General features: G+C 53.6%; 20 protein-coding genes. 5 read left to right on the top strand and 15 right to left on the bottom strand.

The genetic code is table 11. The annotated features are described in order from the left end of the window. Window positions 1-7: 7 nt before the first annotated feature. The 4 genes from arsC to FHT67_RS04430 all read right to left on the bottom strand — a co-directional run bounded on the left by arsC (window position 8) and on the right by FHT67_RS04430 (window position 3,196). Window positions 8-436, bottom strand: a complete 429-nt coding sequence (arsC, locus tag FHT67_RS04445) for an arsenate reductase (thioredoxin) (RefSeq protein ID WP_167196047.1) — start codon at window positions 434-436, stop codon at window positions 8-10. A 19-nt stretch (window positions 437-455) separates the two neighbouring features. Then, the gene (locus FHT67_RS04440) at window positions 456-1,868 is read right to left on the bottom strand and encodes an arsenite/antimonite efflux transporter (protein ID WP_167196044.1); all 1,413 of its coding nucleotides are present in this window, start codon (window positions 1,866-1,868) and stop codon (window positions 456-458) included. A gap of 77 nt (window positions 1,869-1,945) precedes the next feature. Continuing rightward, complete coding sequence (locus tag FHT67_RS04435) at window positions 1,946-2,404, bottom strand: MarR family winged helix-turn-helix transcriptional regulator (RefSeq protein ID WP_167196041.1); 459 nt, start codon at window positions 2,402-2,404, stop codon at window positions 1,946-1,948. A 60-nt stretch (window positions 2,405-2,464) separates the two neighbouring features. Continuing rightward, the gene (locus FHT67_RS04430) at window positions 2,465-3,196 is read right to left on the bottom strand and encodes an alpha/beta fold hydrolase (RefSeq protein WP_167196038.1); all 732 of its coding nucleotides are present in this window, start codon (window positions 3,194-3,196) and stop codon (window positions 2,465-2,467) included. Window positions 3,197-3,343: 147 nt separating this feature from the next. Here FHT67_RS04430 and FHT67_RS04425 point away from each other — a divergent pair, with 147 nt between their 5' ends. Continuing rightward, on the top strand, window positions 3,344-5,284 hold the full coding sequence (locus FHT67_RS04425) for a sensor histidine kinase (RefSeq protein ID WP_167196035.1): 1,941 nt from the start codon (window positions 3,344-3,346) through the stop codon (window positions 5,282-5,284). A gap of 40 nt (window positions 5,285-5,324) precedes the next feature. Here FHT67_RS04425 and FHT67_RS04420 read toward each other — a convergent pair whose 3' ends face one another. From FHT67_RS04420 to FHT67_RS04395, 6 genes are all read right to left on the bottom strand, one after another. Further along, a complete protein-coding gene (locus tag FHT67_RS04420) occupies window positions 5,325-5,534 on the bottom strand; it encodes a DUF5316 family protein (protein ID WP_167196032.1) in 210 nt (69 codons plus the stop codon). Window positions 5,535-5,630: 96 nt separating this feature from the next. After that, the gene (mobB, locus tag FHT67_RS04415) at window positions 5,631-6,143 is read right to left on the bottom strand and encodes a molybdopterin-guanine dinucleotide biosynthesis protein B (protein ID WP_167196029.1); all 513 of its coding nucleotides are present in this window, start codon (window positions 6,141-6,143) and stop codon (window positions 5,631-5,633) included. Window positions 6,144-6,145: 2 nt separating this feature from the next. Next, window positions 6,146-6,748, bottom strand: coding sequence for a molybdenum cofactor guanylyltransferase (mobA, locus tag FHT67_RS04410; RefSeq protein ID WP_208403107.1), 603 nt, complete (start codon window positions 6,746-6,748; stop codon window positions 6,146-6,148). Then, complete coding sequence (gene nasC, locus FHT67_RS04405) at window positions 6,745-8,907, bottom strand: assimilatory nitrate reductase catalytic subunit NasC (RefSeq protein ID WP_167196023.1); 2,163 nt, start codon at window positions 8,905-8,907, stop codon at window positions 6,745-6,747. Before nasC ends, mobA begins: the two co-directional genes overlap by 4 nt. After that, window positions 8,892-10,928, bottom strand: coding sequence for a nitrite reductase large subunit NirB (nirB, locus tag FHT67_RS04400; protein WP_167196020.1), 2,037 nt, complete (start codon window positions 10,926-10,928; stop codon window positions 8,892-8,894). Before nirB ends, nasC begins: the two co-directional genes overlap by 16 nt. Next, window positions 10,925-12,229 carry a molybdopterin molybdotransferase MoeA gene (locus tag FHT67_RS04395; RefSeq protein WP_132304288.1) on the bottom strand — a complete coding sequence of 435 codons (1,305 nt, stop codon included), beginning with the start codon at window positions 12,227-12,229 and terminating at the stop codon, window positions 10,925-10,927. Before FHT67_RS04395 ends, nirB begins: the two co-directional genes overlap by 4 nt. A 451-nt stretch (window positions 12,230-12,680) precedes the next feature. On the opposite strand from FHT67_RS04395, the gene FHT67_RS04390 reads away from it, so the two are divergent. Together FHT67_RS04390 and lplA are read left to right on the top strand one after the other, a co-directional pair. Continuing rightward, window positions 12,681-13,895 carry a nitrate/nitrite transporter gene (locus FHT67_RS04390; RefSeq protein ID WP_132304286.1) on the top strand — a complete coding sequence of 405 codons (1,215 nt, stop codon included), beginning with the start codon at window positions 12,681-12,683 and terminating at the stop codon, window positions 13,893-13,895. A gap of 87 nt (window positions 13,896-13,982) precedes the next feature. Then, complete coding sequence (lplA, locus tag FHT67_RS04385; protein WP_132304284.1) at window positions 13,983-14,972, top strand: lipoate--protein ligase; 990 nt, start codon at window positions 13,983-13,985, stop codon at window positions 14,970-14,972. Window positions 14,973-15,037: 65 nt separating this feature from the next. On the opposite strand, the gene FHT67_RS04380 is transcribed toward lplA, so the two are convergent. The 5 genes from FHT67_RS04380 to FHT67_RS04360 are packed head-to-tail and all read right to left on the bottom strand — an operon-like array spanning window position 15,038 to window position 17,663. Beyond that, window positions 15,038-15,664, bottom strand: coding sequence for a hypothetical protein (locus FHT67_RS04380; RefSeq protein ID WP_167196017.1), 627 nt, complete (start codon window positions 15,662-15,664; stop codon window positions 15,038-15,040). Between the two features lie 30 nt (window positions 15,665-15,694). Beyond that, window positions 15,695-16,354: a LysE family translocator gene (locus tag FHT67_RS04375; RefSeq protein ID WP_167196015.1), complete on the bottom strand. Its 660-nt coding sequence runs from the start codon at window positions 16,352-16,354 to the stop codon at window positions 15,695-15,697. A gap of 8 nt (window positions 16,355-16,362) precedes the next feature. Next, window positions 16,363-17,127 (bottom strand): GNAT family N-acetyltransferase, encoded by a 765-nt coding sequence (locus tag FHT67_RS04370; RefSeq protein ID WP_132304278.1) that lies wholly within the window; start codon window positions 17,125-17,127, stop codon window positions 16,363-16,365. 18 nt (window positions 17,128-17,145) lie between these two features. Then, window positions 17,146-17,445 (bottom strand): hypothetical protein, encoded by a 300-nt coding sequence (locus tag FHT67_RS04365; protein WP_132304276.1) that lies wholly within the window; start codon window positions 17,443-17,445, stop codon window positions 17,146-17,148. A 20-nt stretch (window positions 17,446-17,465) separates the two neighbouring features. Next, on the bottom strand, window positions 17,466-17,663 hold the full coding sequence (locus tag FHT67_RS04360; RefSeq protein WP_132304274.1) for a YwbE family protein: 198 nt from the start codon (window positions 17,661-17,663) through the stop codon (window positions 17,466-17,468). A gap of 142 nt (window positions 17,664-17,805) precedes the next feature. On the opposite strand from FHT67_RS04360, the gene FHT67_RS04355 reads away from it, so the two are divergent. Next, window positions 17,806-19,578, top strand: coding sequence for a DEAD/DEAH box helicase (locus FHT67_RS04355; RefSeq protein WP_208403106.1), 1,773 nt, complete (start codon window positions 17,806-17,808; stop codon window positions 19,576-19,578). 21 nt (window positions 19,579-19,599) lie between these two features. After that, on the top strand, window positions 19,600-20,991 hold the full coding sequence (locus FHT67_RS04350; RefSeq protein WP_167196012.1) for an RsmB/NOP family class I SAM-dependent RNA methyltransferase: 1,392 nt from the start codon (window positions 19,600-19,602) through the stop codon (window positions 20,989-20,991). The last annotated feature ends 155 nt before the right edge of the window (window positions 20,992-21,146 follow it).

Below are 21,146 nucleotides of genomic sequence, written 5' to 3'. Positions count from 1 at the left end.
AGCTGCCTTAACGGCAGCTTTCATCTACAAATTGTTTGATCCGGTCATGAATGGCATCCCTTACGGCACGGAACTGAGCCATGATTTCCTCCTCGGCGCCGGCAGCTTTTGCCGGATCGTCAAATCCCCAATGCCGCTTGATGACATTTTCGTTCGAGATAACCGGGCAATGCTCGTCCGCATGGCCGCATAAAGTAATAACGTAATTGGCCCGATTTAATAATTCGGCGTTAATCACGTCTGAAGTATTGGCCGAAATGTCCACTCCGGCCTCCTTCATCGCTTGTATCGCTCTCGGATTTAGTCCGTGCGCTTCCAAACCGGCGCTGTACACCTCAAATTGGCCACCGCCCAACAACTTCAGAAATCCGTCAGCCATCTGGCTTCTGCACGAATTGCCCGTGCATAAGAAATATACGATAGGTTTTGCCGCCATCCTTATCCTCCTGTCATGGCTACGCCATTTGTTTTTCCGTTTCTTGTTTTTTGCCGGATTTCAACCTGAAGAAGAAGGCGAAGGCAACGCCCGCTGCCACCAGGAAACCCGCCACTGCAAAGCCAACATACACGCTAAACGAATGAATAATCTGAAGCCAAATATATAATCCGGCCAGCGTAATAAACAGGGTTGGTACGGTTAATACGAAGCCTGCTTTCATATAGGAGCCCCATGAAATCTTTACGCCCTTTTTCGCCAGAACATGAAGCCATAACAGAGTGGCCAGCGAACCGATTGGCGTCAGCTTCGGCCCAAGATTGCATCCGATCACGTTCGCATAGACCAGCGCTTCGCGAATCGCGCCTGCCGTAGCCGTCCCTTTAATCGCCAAGGCGTCAATCATAACCGTTGGCATGTTGTTCATTACGGAGGATAAAATGGCCGACAAGAAGCCCATCCCCATCGTAGCGGCAAAAAGCCCACGATCGGCAAACGCTTGAATAACCTCTCCAAGCGCATCCGTCAGTCCCGCGTTTCGCAGCCCGTAGACCACGACGTACATTCCGATTGAAAAAACGACAACGGTCCATGGAGCTTCCCTCATCACCTGCTTGGTCCGAATCGCCGGACTGCGGCGGGCGAACAGCAGGAATACCACTGACACTGCGCCGGTAATAATGGATACCGGCAGGTGAATAAATTCGCTGGCCAGATAGGCTGCCAGCAGAATCGCCAACAGAATCCAAGACAAGCGGAACAGCTTATGATCTTTAATCGCTTCCCTTGGTTCTTTCACTTCGCGGACATCGTAGTCCGCAGGAATGCTATTCCGGTAAAAGAGATAAAGCACAAGAAGACTTGCCCCAAGCGAGAAGAAATTCGGGATGATCATCCGGCTGGCGTATTCCACAAAACCCGCTCCGAAATAATCGGCCGAAACGATATTGACCAGATTGCTTATTATTAGAGGCAATGACGTCGTGTCCGATATAAATCCGCCTGCCATAATAAACGGCAGGATCATTTTGTTGTCGAACTTAAGCGCCCGAACCATGGCAAGCACAATTGGCGTAAGGATAAGCGCTGCCCCGTCATTGGCGAAAAAGGCCGATACGGCTGCGCCAAGCACAACGACGTATACAAACATTCTTCTGCCGTTTCCTTTGGCAAGACGGGCCATATGCAGGGCTGCCCACTCAAAGAAACCAATTGCGTCAAGGATCAGCGAGTTCAGGATAATGGCGATAAAAGCAATGGTTGCATTCCATACAATACCGGTTACGGTTCCTACATCCGCAAAGCTTACAACGCCAAAAAGCAACGCCAGCACAGCACCGCCTGCGGCTGACCAGCCAATGCCAAGCCCTTTCGGCTGCCAGATCACAAACGTTAACGTAATCAAAAAAAGAATAACTGCTATAAATGCCACTTGTCGTTCCCCGCTTTAGTTCATATCGATAAGGTTAATAATTGCAAATTGCAACTAATTCCCAAAAATAAACTCCTCTATAGAGGAGGTAAACAGCAATGGGGACTTTGACCCATCGCGTCATTTAAAATTTGAAGGCTTTCGAGCACCTGACTTTTTTTATCCGGGGGCACATACTGAAAAATGCTTAAGATATAATCTTCCATTGCTTCCGCAACAGCCTTCTGCTGCTCATGTCCTTTAGACGTCAGGGACAGCGTTACGTATCGACGGTCCTTCGGATCCGGTTCCCGGCTGAGCAGTTCATGCTCAACCAATTGCTGCACCTGCCTGCTTAACGTGCTTGCTTCCACGCACAGCGCATCAGCCAGTTCATTTAACGATAGATTCGGGCGCTTATGAAGCTCGTACAGAATATGGCTTTGAATAACGGAAATTCCGGACCCCTGCGCCCCATCCTTCTGCTGCAGCCCAAATCTTCTAACGACGTTTTGCAGTATTTCGCGTACATCCACGTATTGCGGCAATTGTTCCATTCCTACATCACCCGACAATAGTTATAACACACAATAGTTGCAATCCGCAATTACTTTTTCTTACTCCGTACCTCCGTCCTGTTCATTAACAAAACGGATAATATCCGCATAAAACTGCGCCTTGTCTTCACCCTTCAGCGCATGTCCCGATCGTGCGTATTCTTTTATGCGTACAGCATTACTCATCCGCTGATACCTGGCAAGATCCTCTTCCGCAATCAGAGAGCCCTCCAACAGTCCTCTTGCCACCATTATTGGCGCCTTCAAGGACTGGTCTAGCCGGAGTTGAACCGATTCCCGCTGTATTCCCCATACCGCGGTTGTCCGTATGTTCGAGGTCCGGTTATACGGAATCAGATAATGATGTATGTAGTCCTCCGCCCAGCCGTCAGGCATCGCCCGATGTTCGGGAGGATAATCGCCGACGGTAATCGAGCATACCTTGCCCGGGTAGGAATGGGCATATTGCAGCGCATAAGATACTCCTCTCGAATAAGCAAACAGATGAAAGCTCTCCACGCCGGCATCTCCCGCGACGGCTTCCAGATCGGACAGATGGTCTTGCAGATTGTAGCCGCCTTCGGGCGTGTCACTCTTCCCTCTTCCTCGGAAAGACAACAATATACATCTTCTTGGTGCCGCCGCCTCCATAAAATCCAGATATTCCTCCGCCGTTTCCGATAATCCCGGGCAGACTACAATCGGAACTAACCTTTCATCCGCATCGTCTCTTGAATCGTAATAATGAATGCCGACCTTGCCATTGCGTGCATAATGCTCGCTTACCGCCATGCTCAACACCGCCTCTGCCCGATTTAAATGGCTTCATTATAGCACTCCTATATCAAGGAGATGTATACTTTGTTGGATCATATTGATTTTTGTCGAATTAGCAAGTATGGTAAAAGATGACAGAAATATCAACTGTAGGTGACGGTTATGAGATCAACCATTCTTCTGATTGCAGGCATTATCGTGCTGGTTCTATGCTCGGTCTATCAGATTCAACATGTCTCTTCCATAGAAAAAGAAAAGCCCAAACAAAATGATCTCGTCGTTAAGGAATGGGATTACCAGTGGCTGTACAAGCCCGATGAGTCCTACCAACCGGCATGGATCGCGGAGGGAGACCCGAAAAAATGGCTGCATGCCGACACGAATCAGCCCATGCAGAAGCGCGCAGCCGGCGCCGATGCCCTGCTTCTGCGCGTCACGCTCCCGTCCCTGGATTGGAATACGCCGGGAATATGGATGAAGCGCCTTTACGGCACGGCTGTCAGCGTAGCTCTTGAACATCGGGACGGTCTTCTCTACAACATGGAAAGATCGTATCCTTATGACGTAAACTATACGCTTCTTCCCCTTTCAAGCGCGGCCAAAGGCAATAACTTGCTTATTCTGCTTCATTTGTCCGACGAAAGACAATCGCTGGAGCCCGAGATGGTCATCGGCGATTACAATCAGATGCTGCCCGGTTATGAGCGTTACGGTTTGATTGAATTGGTCTATGGCGGCTCGTTTATGTTTATCGCCTTGATCATGATGACTTGCTTGTTCTTTCTTAAACGCGAGCAGATTGTGCTGTGGATGTCTTTATGCCTGATTATCTTATGCCTGGGCGAAATTACGTTAGCCTACTCTCCCGCCTTGTACCATCATTATTACGCTTACGGAAGACCGTTTCTGGACTTGTTCGATTTAGCCTTGTTTTTGCTTACACCCGCTCTCGCGGTCTTTTTCGAACAGACGCTTGGACCGGGGATTTACGGCATTATAAAAAAATTCAGAATCGTTCTCATTCCGGTTACGGTTGTCGTTATCGTGTTATGGGCGCTAGGCAAAACCATCGCTCCGGGCATAAGCCTTAGCCTGCTGCAAGTTGTGCCGCTTACCGTAATCGCCGCCATGCAATTCCTCATTCTGACTGTTCACGCGATTGGTTACGCATGGAAGGGGAACCGGGACGCCATTATCATTTCCGTCGGTTACTCCGTCTTCTGCAGCGTTTTTATCTCGGAGATTATGATCTACTTCAGGGATGAAACCTATCATTTGATCTATTGGAAGTGGGGGCTGCTAGTTTTCCTGCTGTCTCTTATAGCCGTGATGGGCAGGCAATTCTCTCGCAACCATGATCAGCTGGTCAAATACTCCAAGGAGCTCGAAATGTTCAACCGGGAAATTCAGCGCGCGGAGAAAATGGAGCTGATCAGCCATCTGGCCGCATCAATCGCGCATGAAGTTCGAAATCCGCTGCAGGTGACGCGCGGCTTCATTCAACTGGCGGGGGAAAAAGCGGTAAACAAAGAGAAACAGTTCCTGCAGCTGGCCGTGCAGGAGCTGGATCGCGCGTCCAGCATCATTACCGAATTCCTGACTTTCGCCAAGCCTCATTTGGAAGATGTCAAACCGTTGAATATTTCGGAAGAGCTGAATCACATCCAGGACATCATCTCTCCTCTCGCCGCCATGCAAAGCACGAGACTTGAATTTACCGCTGAACCTGACCTTTATGTGCTGGGCAGCGCAGAGAAATTGAAACAGGCGATCATAAATATGATCAAGAATAGCCTGGAGGCGATATCCGGGTTTGACGGCGCCGTGTCGGTTAAGGCGGACAGTGAAGGGGATGAGGTTATCATCCGGGTCACCGATAATGGCGAAGGAATCGATCCCGAGAAGCTGGACAAGCTAGGCGAGCCTTATTTCTCCAACAAATCCAAAGGAACGGGTCTTGGGCTCATGGTCACCTTCCGGATTATTGAGGCGATGGAGGGGACGATCCGCTTCAGCAGCGCCATAGGGATTGGAACGGAAGCCGTCATCCGCCTTCCCGCCGTTTCGAAGGATTCCGCGGAAAAGCCTATTCCGGAGAGCTGAACAAGAAAGCGCCCCGTTTGTTAAACGGGGCGCTTTCTATTTAGCCCATCCAGTTGATCAGTCCGGCAATCGCAAGGCAGATCAATGCCAGCACAAAGGACCAGGTCGCAACCTTGTTTCTTATCCTTCTGTCCGATGGCTGCCCCGTATTAAAATTGCTTCTTTGCTGCTCAGGCGTTGTCCAAGCTCCCAAAGCGACCCCGGATATCAAAATAAATGCGCAGCCGATATAGACGAATAACTGAAACATTTAGGCGTACCTCCTCGCTTGCTGTCACGATAGTGTAATCATGTATACGGACAATTGCCGAAAAAGTTTTCGATAATGGAAAAAGACGGTCCCGCTTCAGGACCGTCTTCTCAAACTTTCTATCTGTATATGATCTCCTATCCCGTGCACATCGTCTATCTCGAATCGCTTGGCCCCTGCCGGAATGGCGTCTTGCTGTAAGGTATATCCCGGCCAGACCGCTACTGCCGTAATGCCATTCAGTTCGCCCAGCAGCCGTTCATCCTCCGCCTTTCTCACGATCACAAGCTTCGGGAACCGCTCAGCCTTAAACCCTTCAACAAGGATAAATGCCTCTGCCGGCGCTTCCCCGATCAGCTCAACCAATGCGGAAGGCTTCTCTTTCACGATTGCCGTCCGGTCTGCCGAAGTAATCGCCGACCAGACGGCTCCGGAGGAACGGTGCCGGGCGGTATCCGTATGCGCCGGCTCCGCCTCAAAAAGGTGGCCGTCATGCTTAATCGTTGCGACCATCACGCCGCGGGACACCAAATAATCGATCAACCGGCATATGAGCGTTGTTTTGCCCGTATTTTTAAAGCCCGTAATCTGATATACGGCTGCTGCCAAGGCTACACCCCCTTTCGTAATTTCGCTTCCTCGTATTGCTCCGGAGTATTGATATTGTCAACAAAGCTAAGAGCTATGCCGGCCAACGCAAACTCCTCCTCCGGAACCCGAGTATAGTCGATCCGCTTCAAAAAGCCCTTCATGCTGTAGTCGCCTTCCTGCAGGCAACGCTCTGCCTGCTCGAGGCATTCCGCGCGATAAACGGCATGCAGCGGATGAAGCTGCCCCTTAATCTCAGGCACGGCAGCCAGACTTCCGCTCTCTTCCATCCGATGCTGCAAATAGGAGGCTGCCTTAGCCGATACAAACGGCATGTCGCAAGCGGATACCCAGAGGGCTGAATAACAATTGTATTCAAACGCGGTATGAAGAGCGGCAAGCGGCCCTTGTCCCGGCGACGTATCAATCAGGCAGGGCAGCTTCAAGCCGGAGAGGAGCTTAGCCTGCTCCTCGGACGCGACGACGGCCGTAACGCTTCCGCATAACGGCAGCATGCCGTCACGGACCTGCTCAATCATAAACCGCCCTTCCATCGGCAGGAGCGCTTTCATTAATCCGCCCATCCTCCTGCCTTGGCCTCCGGCCAATATGATACCGCCTATCATTCTTTCACCAGTCCCATCTCCCGCTCTTCCCGCAAATACTCGGCAAGCGGCCGTACCTTCACCGCGCTTGTCTTGAAATCCGGCATTTTGCAGTTCGGATCAAGCAAGGCATTGGTAGCCCGGTTCACGTTCTGGGCATCTCCCCAATGCATCGGGATAAATAACGTATCCTCGCGAATGTCCGAAGTAAGCTTCGCACGGACGATAACCGTTCCCCTGCTCGATTGCACGCTGGCCAGAACGCCATCCTCAAGCCGGTATTTCCGAGCAGTCAGCGGATGAATCTCCAGTATGTTTTCCACCTCGCGGGCAGCGAGAACGGGGCTTCTTCGCGTCTGCACCCCTGTCAGGTAATGGGACAGCATACGGCCGTTTGTCATGTACAACGGATATTCTTCGTTTGGCTGCTCCGCCGGAGATAAACTGTCTACGGTCTGGAATACGGCAAGCCCGTCCCGATGGGCAAATCGCTCGCCAAACAACCTTGGAGTCCCCGGATGGTCAAGGGACGGGCATGGCCAATAGATCCCCTCCTCCTTGCGGAGCCTCTCGTACGTAATGCCGTAATAATCCGCAATGCCGCCGCGGCTGGCGATCCGCAGCTCATTAAAGATATCCTCCGGCCGGCGGAAGGCGAAATACTTCTCCTTGCCCAGCCAGTAAGCCAAGTCGCACAGAATCTGCCAGTCATGACGCGCTTCTCCCGGAGCCGAACGGCCAGCAGGCCGCAGCAGAACCCGGCCCTCGAGGTTTGTCATCGTCCCCTCATTCTCGAGATATGCGGTGACCGGCAGCACGATATCGGCCAGCTTGGCGGTCTCGGAGAGGAACATATCCGCAACGACGAGAAATTCCAGCCGCTCCAGCGCTTCTTCCACCAGGAGGGCGTTTGGGTTCGATACAATCGGATTAGAGCCCATTACGAACAGCCCTTTTATATCCCGGCTATGAACAAGCTCCATCATTTCGTACGCGGATACCCCTTTGCCCGGCAGCTCTTCGGGTTCAATTCCCCATACACCAGCTATATAAGCTCGGTCTTCCGGATTTTCAATCAATCGGTAACCGGGCAGCTGGTCTGCTTTTTGCCCATGCTCGCGTCCGCCCTGCCCGTTCCCTTGCCCGGTTACGGCGCCGTAGCCGCAGCCCTCCCTGCCGATTTTGCCCGTAGCCAGAATCAGGTTAAGAAAATTTCTTACGGCCATATGGCCATCCGCGTGCTGTTCAACGCCGCGGGCCGTAAAAACCATTCCCGTACGCGCCTTGCCAAAGCTGATAGCCGCTTTGCGGATCAGATCCATGCTTACGCCGGTCACGTCCGCTATTTCATCGAGGTCAAGCGAATCCACATGCTCCCTCACCTCGCCAAAGCCTTTTGTTCTGCTCTTGATAAAACCTTCATCAATGAGCTTCTCGTCAAATATAACCTTCAGCATGCCATTCACCAGCGCCGCATCCATGCCGGGCTTCACCTGAAGATGGAGATCGGCGATAGAAGCGGTGGCCGATACTCTGGGGTCGATAACAATTATGATAGCCCCGTTATCCTTCGCTCTCGTAAAATACGGCATCAGCGTCGGCTGGCATTCCGCGATGTTAGTCCCCGCCAAAATAATGCATTCGGCTAGCGGAATGTCCGACAGCTTGTTTGTCAGGCCGCGGTCGATGCCAAAGGTTTTTACGCCAGCCGATGCCGCGGCCGACATGCAAAACCTGCCGTTATAGTCGATGTATTTAGTCTGCAGGGCAACCCGAGCAAACTTGCCCAGCAAGTAGGCAGATTCGTTTGTAAGCGATCCGCCGCCGTACAGACCAACGGAATGGGCGCCATGCTCCGTTTGCAGACCGGTCAGCCGAGTGCTGACTGCCTCGAGCGCTTCCTCCCAAGTTACCTGCGTCAGCTTGCCGTTTTTACGCATCATCGGATGAAGCAGCCTTTCCCTGCTGACTGCATGTTGATGGGCGTTCATCCCCTTCACGCATAACCGGCCCTCGGAAGCTTTATTCGGAATCGCCGTTACCTGGTAGGCTGGCCGCCGTCCCGAACGGTCCTCCGCAACCTCCATCTTGCATTGCACGCTGCAGAAGGGACATTGCGTGGCCATTACTTCCTTGGCCTGCTCCACCGTGAATGTCATTGTTTCTATGTGCCGCTCCATACCATCTCCGCCCTTTCCGCCGCCTGCATACGGCTGATTAAATCTTCCTGCTCTCCGCGATCGAGCAGCTTCTCCCTAAGCGGCTGGAGGCCGATTCGCTCAAGCCATTTCCAAGGGCGCTCCCCGTAATAAGCGGACTCCCTGTACGACTGAACGCAGGCTGCTGCCAGCTTCAGCGCCATTTCTTCCTCCGCCACTACAGCAAGCAGCTGCGCTTGCTTGACCGGATGCTCCGAATGACCTCCGACGTAAACCTCCCAGCCGGCAGGTACGGCAACAAGCCCAAAATCCCGAACCAGAACGTCCGAAGTTTGCAAATAATGAACGGACCGCTCGGTTTGCACAGGATACGGCAGTTGCAGCTCCCGGGCATCCCATGATAACTCCGTGATCTCGTGGTCTAACAACGGACTTGCCGGCTTTTTGGATTCCTGGGTCAATCCCATATAATAAGGAATAGCCCCGCGGCAAACGACGCAGCCGTCAGCCTTGCTCCAGCCAAGCTTTTCTCTTGCCTGCGCCGCGTCTGCATACTCCCGTTTCGCAATTTCGGCCTTCACTTCTTCATGCCCCAGCTCGGTACAGCCGCAGATCGGCACCGTCTTTTTGGTTCCGCCTCCTGCTCCCGCCAGCACGCTTGCGAGTACCGCGCCAACCAGCTGTTTGCAGCCCCCGCAGGAGCCGGACGCTTTTGTCTTATCCCGGATCTGCTCGACCGTCAGCAATTTGTCCTCCTGAATGGCGCATACGATAGCTCCTTTGCTCACGCCGTTGCACGAGCATACGGTCTGGTGATCGGCCATCGCAATAACAGCCTCATCGGCACCGCCTGATGCCCCTTCCGTCTTTTCAAGGAGCACCTCCGCATCCGTTTTCTTCTTCAAATAATCCAGCAGCTTCATTCCCTCGGAACTGTCCCCGTACAATACGGCACCGGCTATCCTGCCGTTTCTGACGGTTACCTTCTTGTAAGTGCCCCGCAAACCGTTATATTGCTGCAGCGCCACCTCAATATCGCCTTGAATATCTCCTGCAGAGAACACGTCCACCCCGGACACCTTCAGCATGGAATAAGGAATGGAGCCTTTGTAAGGGGGAGTATCCGCATCCGTTAATACCTTGGCCAGCACTTTTCCCTGCTCGTACAGCGGTGCGACCAATCCGTATACCGTCCCGTTATGCTCGGCGCATTCCCCAACCGCATAGATATGAGGCATATTGGTCCGCATGTAATCATCAACAAGAATAGCCCGGTTTGTGGCAATTCCGCTGTTATTGGCTATCTCGACGTTGGGACTGATTCCGACGGCCAATACAATAAGATCCGCCATAAGCTTTGTTCCGTCACTGAACAACAGCCCTTCGGCCCGTTTGCGGCCGATAATTTTCTCCGTCCGTTTCTCCATCCAGAACCGCATGCCCTGCTGCGTAAGCTCGCGCTTGAGCATATCGGCCGACATCGCGTCCAGCTGCCTGTTCATTAGATAAGGAGCATTATGAACGACATGCACCTCCATGCCCAGATTGAGCAGACCGCGCGCTGCCTCCAGCCCCAGAAGACCGCCTCCGATCACCGCCGCTCTCCGGTAGGATTCCGATGCCTCGATCATCGTCTCGCAATCTTTTATATTACGAAAGGCTGTTACGCCGGATTTGCGAATACCCGGGATCGACGGGACAAAAGCCGAAGATCCCGTTGCCAATATAAGTTCATCGTAAGGCACCGTCCTGCCCGATTCGAGATAAACGTTTTTGCCGGCCGAGTCAACCCGCACCGCCTTCTCGCCAAGCAGCAGCCGGATTCCGCGCTCCTTGTACCAAGCAAAATCATTGATGGTAATATCCGAAATGGAGGTATCCCCCTGCAGCACTTTCGACAGCATAATCCGATTGTAATTCGGATGCGGCTCATCCCCGATAATCGTGATTTCGAAGGCTCCGGGCGATAACCGGTCTATCTCCTCTACGCATCTTACGCCTGCCATTCCATTGCCGATTACCGCTAGTTTCCTTGTCGTCACAACGTTAATCCTCCGTTTGCCATATGCGTTAGTAATAGAAAAGAAACGATTTCCCCTTTCGCCGCGCCTCTTCCGCCCGCCGGGATTACGGCAATGGCGTTTGCTTCCGCGAATGCCGCGATATTGCCCGATTTATCGTTGGGCAGCGGCGAAATCCGCCATACTCCAAGTTCCATGGACGCTATGGCGCGTACATACCTTGGATAAGGGCAAGGCTTGCCGATCGAATCCTCCAGCTTCCCTTTGAGCCATTGATTGCGGTAATTCTTCATTCCCTTTAACCATTGAACGGCCGGCTTCACCAGCAGCTCGAGACCGGAATAACAAGCGGACGGATTTCCCGACAATCCAAACAGCAAACATTCCCCTTTCTTGAAAGCAGAGGTTGGCGTACCGGGTCTCATCAGCACCTTTGTAAACAGCGGCTCAAAGCCGGCGCTGGCGGCGGACCGCTCAACGTAATCATGGTCGCCGACCGATATGCCGCCTGTCGTAATGACCACATCGGCCTGCTCCGCGGCAAGCCTGATTTCGTTTGCCAGGATGGCAGGATGATCCGGAACCGGCTTTCGGCGAATGACATGAGCGCCAAGCTGCTTCAGGAAAGCATAAACAACAAGTCCGTTTGCGTCGTAAATCCGGTTTGCGGTAAGAGCCGTTCCCGGCTCCTGAAGCTCATCGCCAACCGGCAGAACAACGATCCGAGGCTTCGCATATACAACCGCTTCCGCCTGCCCGTAGGAGGCCAGCACCGCCATTTCTTTAGCCCCGATCATGGTTCCTTTCACAAGAATCAGCTTGCCTGGCGCAAGATCCTCTCCGGCTTCCGCGATATGTCGGCCACCCGGATGCGGACGGTCTATTCCAATCCACAGCGGCTTGCCGTCTTCCCCGTTAATGGGAGTAACCACTTCCTGCATAACAACGGTATCGTAACGATGCGGCACAGGCGCACCCGTAAAGATCCGTACGGCATCCCTATCATTAACCGGCCGGCCTGCGGTACACTCCTGAGCCCATTCCTTGGAAGCGCCCGCCTTAACCTCCGCGATCACTCTAAGCATAACTTCACTGCCCGGACCGGCGCCAAGCAAGGTTTGCGAGCGTACGGCATACCCGTCCATCGCCGCCCGGCGGAACGGAGGCATCGGAAACGGTGTAAAGAAATCTTCCGCCAGCACTCTGCCCACGCAATCCTCCAAGGGCAGCTTTTCCGTTCGAACGGGGGACATTCCCTCACACAAATGACGAATCGCTTCTTCCACGGATACAACAAGCTGCTGCTTCTGCAAGGCAGTCATTCAGGCATTCCTCCCCACCGCACAAAATGAACATAAAAAGCCCGTTCCCTATAGAAATAAGGAAGCGGGCTCCGTTGCCAAAGTCGACAGCACATCGTTGTGCTGATCATTTGTTTTGAGCATAATGTAAGTTTAGTCGCATGTCAATATAAGTGACGCAAAAATATCGACTTCTGCATTATTTTATGGATATTTTAAAATTTGGTGTTAAGTTTATTGACATGCATTTGACAATTCACCTATAATTCGAATTGGGTTCACAATGATGTGACCGTACGATCCGGTGGGTACAATGCTGTACCGCCTTCGGCAAAGAGGCCGCTTCTGTCCGCAAGGGCAGTTTGCGGCCTTTTTTTAATTTTTGAAAAGAAACGAAAATCAGACTCTCGCCCCGGGAACGCGCGTCTGCGAACGGAAAACACAGAAATATATCCATTGGAGGGAATTGGTTATGAGCAACCCTACGTCGTTTTGGAAAAGCGGGCATAAGCCTTCATTATTCAGTGCATTTATGTATTTCGATATCAGCTTTATGATTTGGGTGCTGATCGGACCGCTTAGCGTCGTTATTATCGGAGATTTTGATATGACGCCGGTTCAAAAAGCCAACCTCGTTGCGCTGCCGGTGCTTGGCGGCTCTATTCTCCGCCTGGTGTTTGGCTTCCTGACCGACTATATCGGCCCCAAGAGAACCGGGCAGCTTGGCATGCTGCTTACGATGATCCCTCTGGTATGGGGATGGAAATTCGTTGATTCCCTGTCGGATCTTCATATCGTCGCCCTGATGCTTGGCGTCGCAGGCGCCTCCTTTGCCGCTGCGCTTCCGCTTGCAAGCCGCTGGTATCCGCCGCAATATCAAGGTCTCGCCATGGGTATCGCCGGCGCAGGCAACAGCGGAACGGTCTTTTCCACTTTGTTCGCTAACCGAATTGCCCAGCATTTCGGCAGCTGGGAAGTCGTTTTTGGCCTGGCGATAATCCCAATCGCGATTGCCTTCATCGTCTTTACGATTTTCGCGAAAGACAGCCCTAACCAGCCGGCTCCCAAAAAACTGTCCCAGTACGCGAAAATATTAAAGCAGCGCGACACCTGGCTTTTCTGCATTATGTACAGCGTTACGTTTGGCGGCTTTGTTGGTCTCTCCAACTACCTGACGATCTTCTTCAACACCCAATACGGCTTGTCTGCCGTCAAAGCAGCCGATTTCACTACGCTATGCGTTATCGCCGGCAGCTTCTTCCGTCCGATTGGCGGGTATTTGTCCGATAAGCTTGGCGGCATTAAGGTTCTGATGATTTTGTATACGGGTGCGGCTGTTATGCTCGCTTCCATATCGAGTCTTCCGCCGCTCTATCTCGTGATTGGTCTGCTATTCGTAGGCATGATGTGCCTCGGCGCCGGCAACGGCTCCGTATTCCAGCTGGTACCGCAGCGATTCGGTGACGAAATTGGATTGGTAACCGGGATCGTTGGCGCAGCAGGCGGCATTGGCGGTTACGCTCTCCCGCTCATTCTCGGTAACTTGTATCAATCCACTGGCTCCTACACGCCAGGCTTCCTCATTTTGTGCGGCATTGCGCTGCTAAGCGTCATTATGCTGGCGTTTGCCCAGCTGGAATGGAAGAAAACCTGGATCGGGGAAGGCGGCAAAGCCCGCAGCGTTTGACCTATAATTTTGTCCTGCCCGCATGAAAAATCTTTCCGTGAGGGTTATAATGGGAGCAGGACTGATCAATGAAGAGGAGAATTACGCATGCGGTTTATCGACAATCACAATATCACGGACCCGACGCTGAATCTGGCGCTCGAGGAATATATTTTACGTTCGCTGCCGGAAGACGAATATTTGCTGTTCTACATCAACGAGCCGTCTATCATCATCGGCAAGAACCAGAATACGGTTGAGGAAATTAACGCGGAGTATGTCAATGATAATGGCATCCATGTGGTACGCAGGCTGTCGGGAGGCGGCGCGGTCTATCATGATCTCGGGAATCTCAGCTTCAGCTTCATCATGAAGGATGACGGCAAGTCGTTCCACAACTTCAAGAAGTTCACGGAGCCCGTTGTCCGCGCGTTGCGCAAGCTTGGCGTAGAAGCGGAGCTGTCGGGACGCAACGACCTTCAGGTTGGCGAGCGGAAAATTTCCGGCAACGCCCAATTTGCAACCAAAGGGAAGATGTTCAGCCACGGCACTCTCTTATTTGATTCGGAGATTGAGAATGTCGTTTCCGCGCTTAAGGTTAACGCGGAGAAATACGTCTCGAAAGCAACCAAATCCATCCGGAGCCGCGTCGCCAACATCTCGGAATTTCTGAAGGAACCGATGACCATTCAGGAATTGAGACAGTACTTGCTGGAGTCTATATTCGAAGGCGAGCCGGAAATTCCGGTCTACGAGCTGTCCGAAGAGGACTGGGCGAATGTCCGGAAGCTGGCCGACGAGCGTTACCGCAGCTGGGACTGGAATTACGGCCGCTCCCCTGCCTTTAACGTCCGTCAGACAAAGCGTATCGAAGGCGCGGGAACTTATGACATACGCCTGCAGGTGGAGGAAGGCAAAATCGTGGATGCCGCCGTATTCGGCGACTTCTTCGGCAGAGGCGAGACAAGCGAAGTGACCTCGAAGCTGATCGGAACGCGTTACGACGCGGAATCGCTCGGCAAGCTGCTGGATGAGATCGACGTGAACTTCTACTTCGGTCCCATTACGAAGGAGCAGCTGTTGTCGCTCATGCTGTAAACGGCATCTAACCAAAAACACGGTTGCGTTTATCCGGGATAAACGCAACCGTGTTTTTATTTCGGCTAATTCTCTAACGTCCTATAAATCTTTTTGACTCTCTTTAACTGCGCATCCGTGAGCTGCTGCTCTCTTGCCCGCAGCACCTTCAGATATTCCTCTATGTTAGGAGCCGTAACCGCAAGAAGAACGCTTTCCGAATGCTGAGGAACTTCTTTGGACCTGCAGCCCTCGAGATGGCGGAGCAAGAAAGGAAAAATAACTTTATTTTTAGCCTCGCTTACAGCCGCTAATTTCGAAAGCGCAAGAACAGCCTTGTCCACGGTTATTACCGAACCGGTATTCATCGCGCTTACGATTTGATCAACATGCTCCATTATCGCTCCCGATGCCGTTTCTGCTATGGTGGACAATGCCGTCATCGCGCCCCAGACCAGCCGATTATCCCGGCTTCCCAGCAGCTCGATGAAGCGTAAAGCGTATGGGCTAATCAGCTCCGGCCTTATTTCGCCAAGCTCATAGGCGACCTTGATGCAATCATGCCGGATCTTTTTATCCTTGCTCGACAAATTTTCGATGATTTCTTGTATGCCTGCAACGTTTTCTTCGCTTGCCAGCCTTTGCGCAAGCTCAATATTTGGCTCCTCATCCTTGCGGCCTAGCCGGGAAGCCAACAAGTTCACAACGGACATGGTATCCCTCTTTTTAGCACAATAGTTAACCTACTTGCCTAGCACAAACTGCAGCCCCGACCAAAATACGCGGATCGCGAAATAAACAAAGAGCAGAGCCGAGAAAAACGAAATGACCCTCACGAATTTCGCGCCTAGCGCTTTGCCCGCCCGCCCGCTGAGGTAAGCCATGCCAAGCGACCATAATAAGCCGGCGGTGAAGAAGCCCGCGATAAATAGGGCAATCGCGTACCGGCTGTCGCCATGAACCTCGGCCACAATCGGTCCGGCCGAAGCAACAAACCACAGCATAACCGTAGGAGACGACAACGCTGCTCCAAGCCCAAACATAAAATCCGCGAGCCTCCGCTTGGGCCGTTGCCCTTCATCCGCTTCCCGCGCTTGCCAATCAATCATCCTCGGATGGAGCGATTCTTTCGCCATTTTATAAGCCAGCAGCAGCAGAACCACCGTACCCGCAATCCATAGACTCCACCGAACGGGGATAATCTCCAATATAAAGCTGAACCCGACCAGCGCGAGCGCAAGATAGGTCAAGTCTCCAAAGCATGAGCCGAAACCGATCATAAAGGACGGCTTAAAGCCGCGCTCAACCCCGGTTTTAATAATCGCAACGTTCACCATGCCCAAATCCAAACAAAGAGATAAAGAAAATAAAAAGCCTTGTATAAACGCTAAACCTAAGACCATCTAAACGTTCACTCATCCTGCTTCCAAGATTTAACCCTGTACCAATATTCGTATTGCGTCTCGAAACCGAATTTGTCGTATAGCCGGTTCGCCGGCTGGTTCCCCTGAACGACTAATAAATAGGCTTTATCTGCTCCGTTCCGCAACGCCCAATGGAAAATATGCAGCAGCAGCTGATAGCCCAGTCCTCTGTTACGGAACCTCTCGGATGTGACAATATCGTACAAGCCGATATAGCCATGCTCGATTACTCCGATTCCGCAGGCCGCCGGAATCCCTTCCGCGTAAAGCGTTACAAAGCATTGGCGGAGCGGCATGCCGGTCAGCATCTTAACCGCCGCTTCCCGCTGCTTGTCCGATAGCGGCATCATCTGCGTAAATTCATCCAGCCAGCGTTCACTCAGCCGGTCGTCAATCCGGCATTCGCAATTCGCCGGCAACGGAAGCTCCGTTAGTGCCGCCGTCTTCACATAAACGGGATCCACCATCCGATAACCCCGCTCCTCCAGCATAGAGTCCAGCTGGCTTGGCCTGGCGAAAGGCGTGATTTTAAAAACCGCGTCCAAGCCCCGCTCCGCATACAGCTTCTCGCAGTGAAGGATTTTTTCCGCCACTTGCCCGTAACTCTCGTACAGCGGCATCACGCAATTCGAGCGCTTCGTGTAACCGTCCGCAAACCGCAGCAGCCAGCCGTCGTAAACGACCGTCTGAAGTGACGGCCATGCGTTAAGACTTAACTCCTCTATCGTCTGATGCAGCGAATTAATCTGCATGTTCGTATCTCCCTTTCATTAAAGATGAAACCTTTCCAGTTGGGCAAGTTGATTTTCCCGCAGGAGAATTTCTCTCTGCTTAGGCCCCAGCAGGTCAAAATGCGGGTATTTATCCCGTCTATGAATATATTGCGGATTCAGACCGTTATCCCTGCACCACCGCGCAAGCTTGTCCAGATCGGAGCAGCCTACCTTGGTTACGGTCTTCATGCCCGGAAAACGCGGATCCACCCAATAATGCGTCAGGTAGGCAATCTCGCCGCGGGCGACCGCTTCCTTCCATGCCGTCATTTCAGACCTGGAAATCCCGAATGCCATCGCGTTCTAAGCTCCTTTACTCACGAATGAATATGCTTTACTCTTCCGACCTGGCCGTCTGTCAGGCGTACCTTGATGCCATGAGGGTGAGTGGGCGAATTCGTCAGCAAATCCTTCACAATGCCGCGCGTCAGCTTCCCCGTCCGCTGATCCTGCTTCAGAACAATATCCACTTCAAGACCCGGCTTCACCGAAGCGCGCTCTGTACCGTTATTCATTGTTGATCATTCCTTTGTTTGCATGTATGCTTAATAGCTTATGACGCCCAGCATAGCATATGTAGATGAAAGATGCACTTCCAAGGCACAACTGTTATACTAGACGATAAACGAGTTCGATGAAATGAGGAAAATATACAAAATGTCAACTGAATTTATTTCCATGGGTATCATCCCGGAGCTGACGGACGTTCTTCAGTCCAATGGCATTACAAGCCCTACTCCCGTACAGAAGAAAGCAATCCCCGTCCTGCTGTCCGGGCAAGACGTCATTGCCCAGGCTCAAACGGGCACAGGCAAAACCATCGCCTTCACCCTGCCGATTCTGCAGCGCATCGATGTCGATAAAGAGCAGGTTCAGGCGCTGATTCTGACTCCGACGCGGGAGCTGGCTATCCAGATTACAAGCGAGCTGAAAAAGCTTGCAGCGGCCGTTGGCGCCAAAGTGCTTGCCGCTTACGGCGGACAAGACGTGGATGCGCAAATCCGCAAGCTGAACAATGCGCCTCATATCGTTGTGGCTACGCCGGGCCGCTTGATCGACCATATGAGACGCGAAACGATCAACCTTGGCAAGCTGAAGATGCTTGTACTCGACGAAGCGGATCAAATGCTTCACATGGGCTTCCTGCCCGAAGTCGAAAGCATCGTGGAGCAGACGCCGCGTGCCCGTCAAACGATGCTCTTCTCGGCTACCATGCCGGATCAGATTAAACGCCTCGCCGAGAATTACATGAAGGTACCGGTAGATATCAAAATCCAGAGCACCAATGTAACTCTCGATAATATCAAGCAGCTCGTAGTCGAAACAACGGACCGCGGACGCCAGAAGGCACTCATTACGCTGATCGAAACCCAGCGCCCGTATTTGGCGGTTATCTTCTGCCGGACCAAGGTCCGCGCGAAAAAGCTGAACGAAGCTCTTCAGGATTACGGCTTCGAGTCCGACGAGCTGCACGGCGATTTGACGCAGGCCAAACGCGAGCAGGTCATGAAACGCTTCCGCGACGCGAAGCTGCAAATTCTTGTTGCTACGGACGTGGCGGCGCGCGGCCTTGACGTAGAAGGCGTTACCCATGTCTTCAACTACGATGTGCCAACCGATTCCGAGATTTATATCCACCGCATCGGCCGGACAGGCCGCGCCGGACAACGCGGCATTGCAATTACGCTGGCATCGCCTTACGACCGAGGTGCGGTTGCCCATATCGAGCGCAGCATTAACGCGTCTCTTGAGCGCCGCACCGTTGAGCCGGACGGCACAATCGTGAAGAGCAATGCTCCTCATTCCGGCAGCGAAGGCAAAAGCTATGACAAACGCGGAGGACGCAGTCGCGGCGGTCGCGACTTCAAGCCTGCGCAAGGCGGACGCGGCGGCAGAGGCGAGCGCAATGAGCGCGGCGCAGGTGGTGCAGGCCGTTCGCAAGCAGGCGGACGCGGCAAGCCGGAACGAGCTGCCGTCAGCAGCACCGAGGTCAATGGCAATCCGTGGGAGGCTGCTGCTCCTGAACGGGGAGGCAGAAGCGGCGAGCGCGAATCCGGACGCGGGGGCAGAGACGCACGCGGCGCTAACCGTGGCGGCAGAGGCGAACGGACTCAAGGCGGTTCTACGCGCGGCAATACGCGCGGCGCAGCAGCCGGCGGCAGAGGCGAACGGGCCCAAGACGGCGCGACACGCGGCAATACGCGCGGCGCAGCAGCCGGCGGCAGAGGCGAACGGGCCCAAGACGGCGCGACACGCGGCAATACGCGCGGCGCAGCAACCGGCGGCAGATGGGAAGGCCGTCCAAGCAGCGGCAAGGATTCCCGCAGCTCGGGCGGCAGCGCGCCGCGCGGCGGCAGGGATTCGCGCGGCAGCAACGGCGGAGGTTCCCGCGGTCCTGCTCCAGGCGGACGCCGCGGACGCAACAGATAAGCATAAAGGAGTGGCAGTACATTGAAGAACGTGCAGCTGCCGGAGGCTTATGTCCGGCAAATGCAGGCTCTTCTCGGAAGGGAAGAAGCCGAGCGGTTTCTTGACAGCTACAATGATGCCCGCGTCTACGGGCTTAGATTTAATCCTTTGAAATGTCGACAACCTATCGGGGATCAAGCGGCTGCTCTCAAGCAGCCGTTTCAATTGGAGCCCGTACCTTGGTGCAAGACCGGTTACTATTACGGCGAAGCAGCGAGACCCGGCAAGCATCCTTATCATACAGCCGGCCTATATTATATCCAGGAGCCTTCCGCGATGTCCGCGGCTGAGCTGCTGGATGCCCAGCCCGGCGAGACGGTTCTTGACTTCGCGGCTGCTCCCGGCGGCAAAACCACGCAAATCGCAGGCAGCATGAATGGCGAAGGTCTGCTCATCGCCAATGAAATCCATCCTGCCAGAGCGAAAATTTTAAGCGAGAACGTTGAGCGTCTCGGCATCCGTAACGCGGTGGTTACAAATGCCGCGCCGCAGGAACTGTCGAGACGCTTTTCCGCCTTTTTCGACCGCATCATGCTGGATTCTCCTTGCTCGGGTGAAGGCATGTTCCGCAAGGATGAAGATGCGGTTGCCGAATGGTCGGAAGCTCATGTCGCCTATTGCGCCGAGCGTTCGTCGGAGATTCTGGAGCATGCCGCGATCATGCTGAAGCCGGGCGGCGTGCTTGTCTATTCGACCTGCACGTTTAACCGAGCCGAGAACGAGGATACGATTGCGCAATTTGTTGCCGCGCATCCCTCCTTCCAGGTCGAACAAATCGAGCGCATCTGGCCGCATCGGGTCCGCGGCGAGGGGCATTTCGTCGCCCGGCTGCGGAAAACCTCCGAAGGCGAGCAGCAGGAGGCGACGGATGAACCGCCAAAGAGCAAAGACAAGCGGCGGGACAAACGCGCTGCGGGAAGGTCCAAGCCGTTGACCGCCGAAATGGCCTTGTTCCACAGCTTTGCCGAGCAGGCATTGCCCGGCTTAAGCCTTGGCCCGGGCGAGCCGCTCCGCTTCGGCGACGCTCTATACTGGCTGCCCCATCAAACGCAAGGCAGCTTTGGCGCCGCTAATCTTGACGGCCTTAAGGTCGCTCGGCCTGGTCTGCATCTCGGCGATATCCGCAAGAACCGCCTGGAGCCGGCGCATGCGCTTGCTCTCGCCGTTCAGGCGGAGGACGCATCGTGGGTGCAAAGCTACCCGCCGGATGCGCCGGAGGTTGCGGCTTACCTTCGCGGCGAGACGCTGACTGCCGCAGGTGAAGAGAGCGGCTGGGGCCTTGTTGCCGTTGACGGCCTGCCGCTGGGCTGGGCCAAAGCAAGCGGCGGCCAGCTAAAGAACCATCTGCCGAAGGGACTTCGACGTTTCAATTAATCGCGGGGAATGTCGGGGATGCTGCCAGCAAGCTTTTTCCTTCTGGGTAACTACCCAAATCCGGATGTATCGTGACAGGAGTCCATTCCACACAGAGCCTTCCTCAATACAATACTGTATACCGGACAGAGGGCGAATGTACTCCAGTGACAGCA

The organism is Paenibacillus sp. BK720 (assembly GCF_011761545.1).
Taxonomy (GTDB): Bacteria; Bacillota; Bacilli; order Paenibacillales; family Paenibacillaceae; genus Pristimantibacillus.
This window is presented reverse-complemented; position numbering and strand designations above follow the sequence as displayed.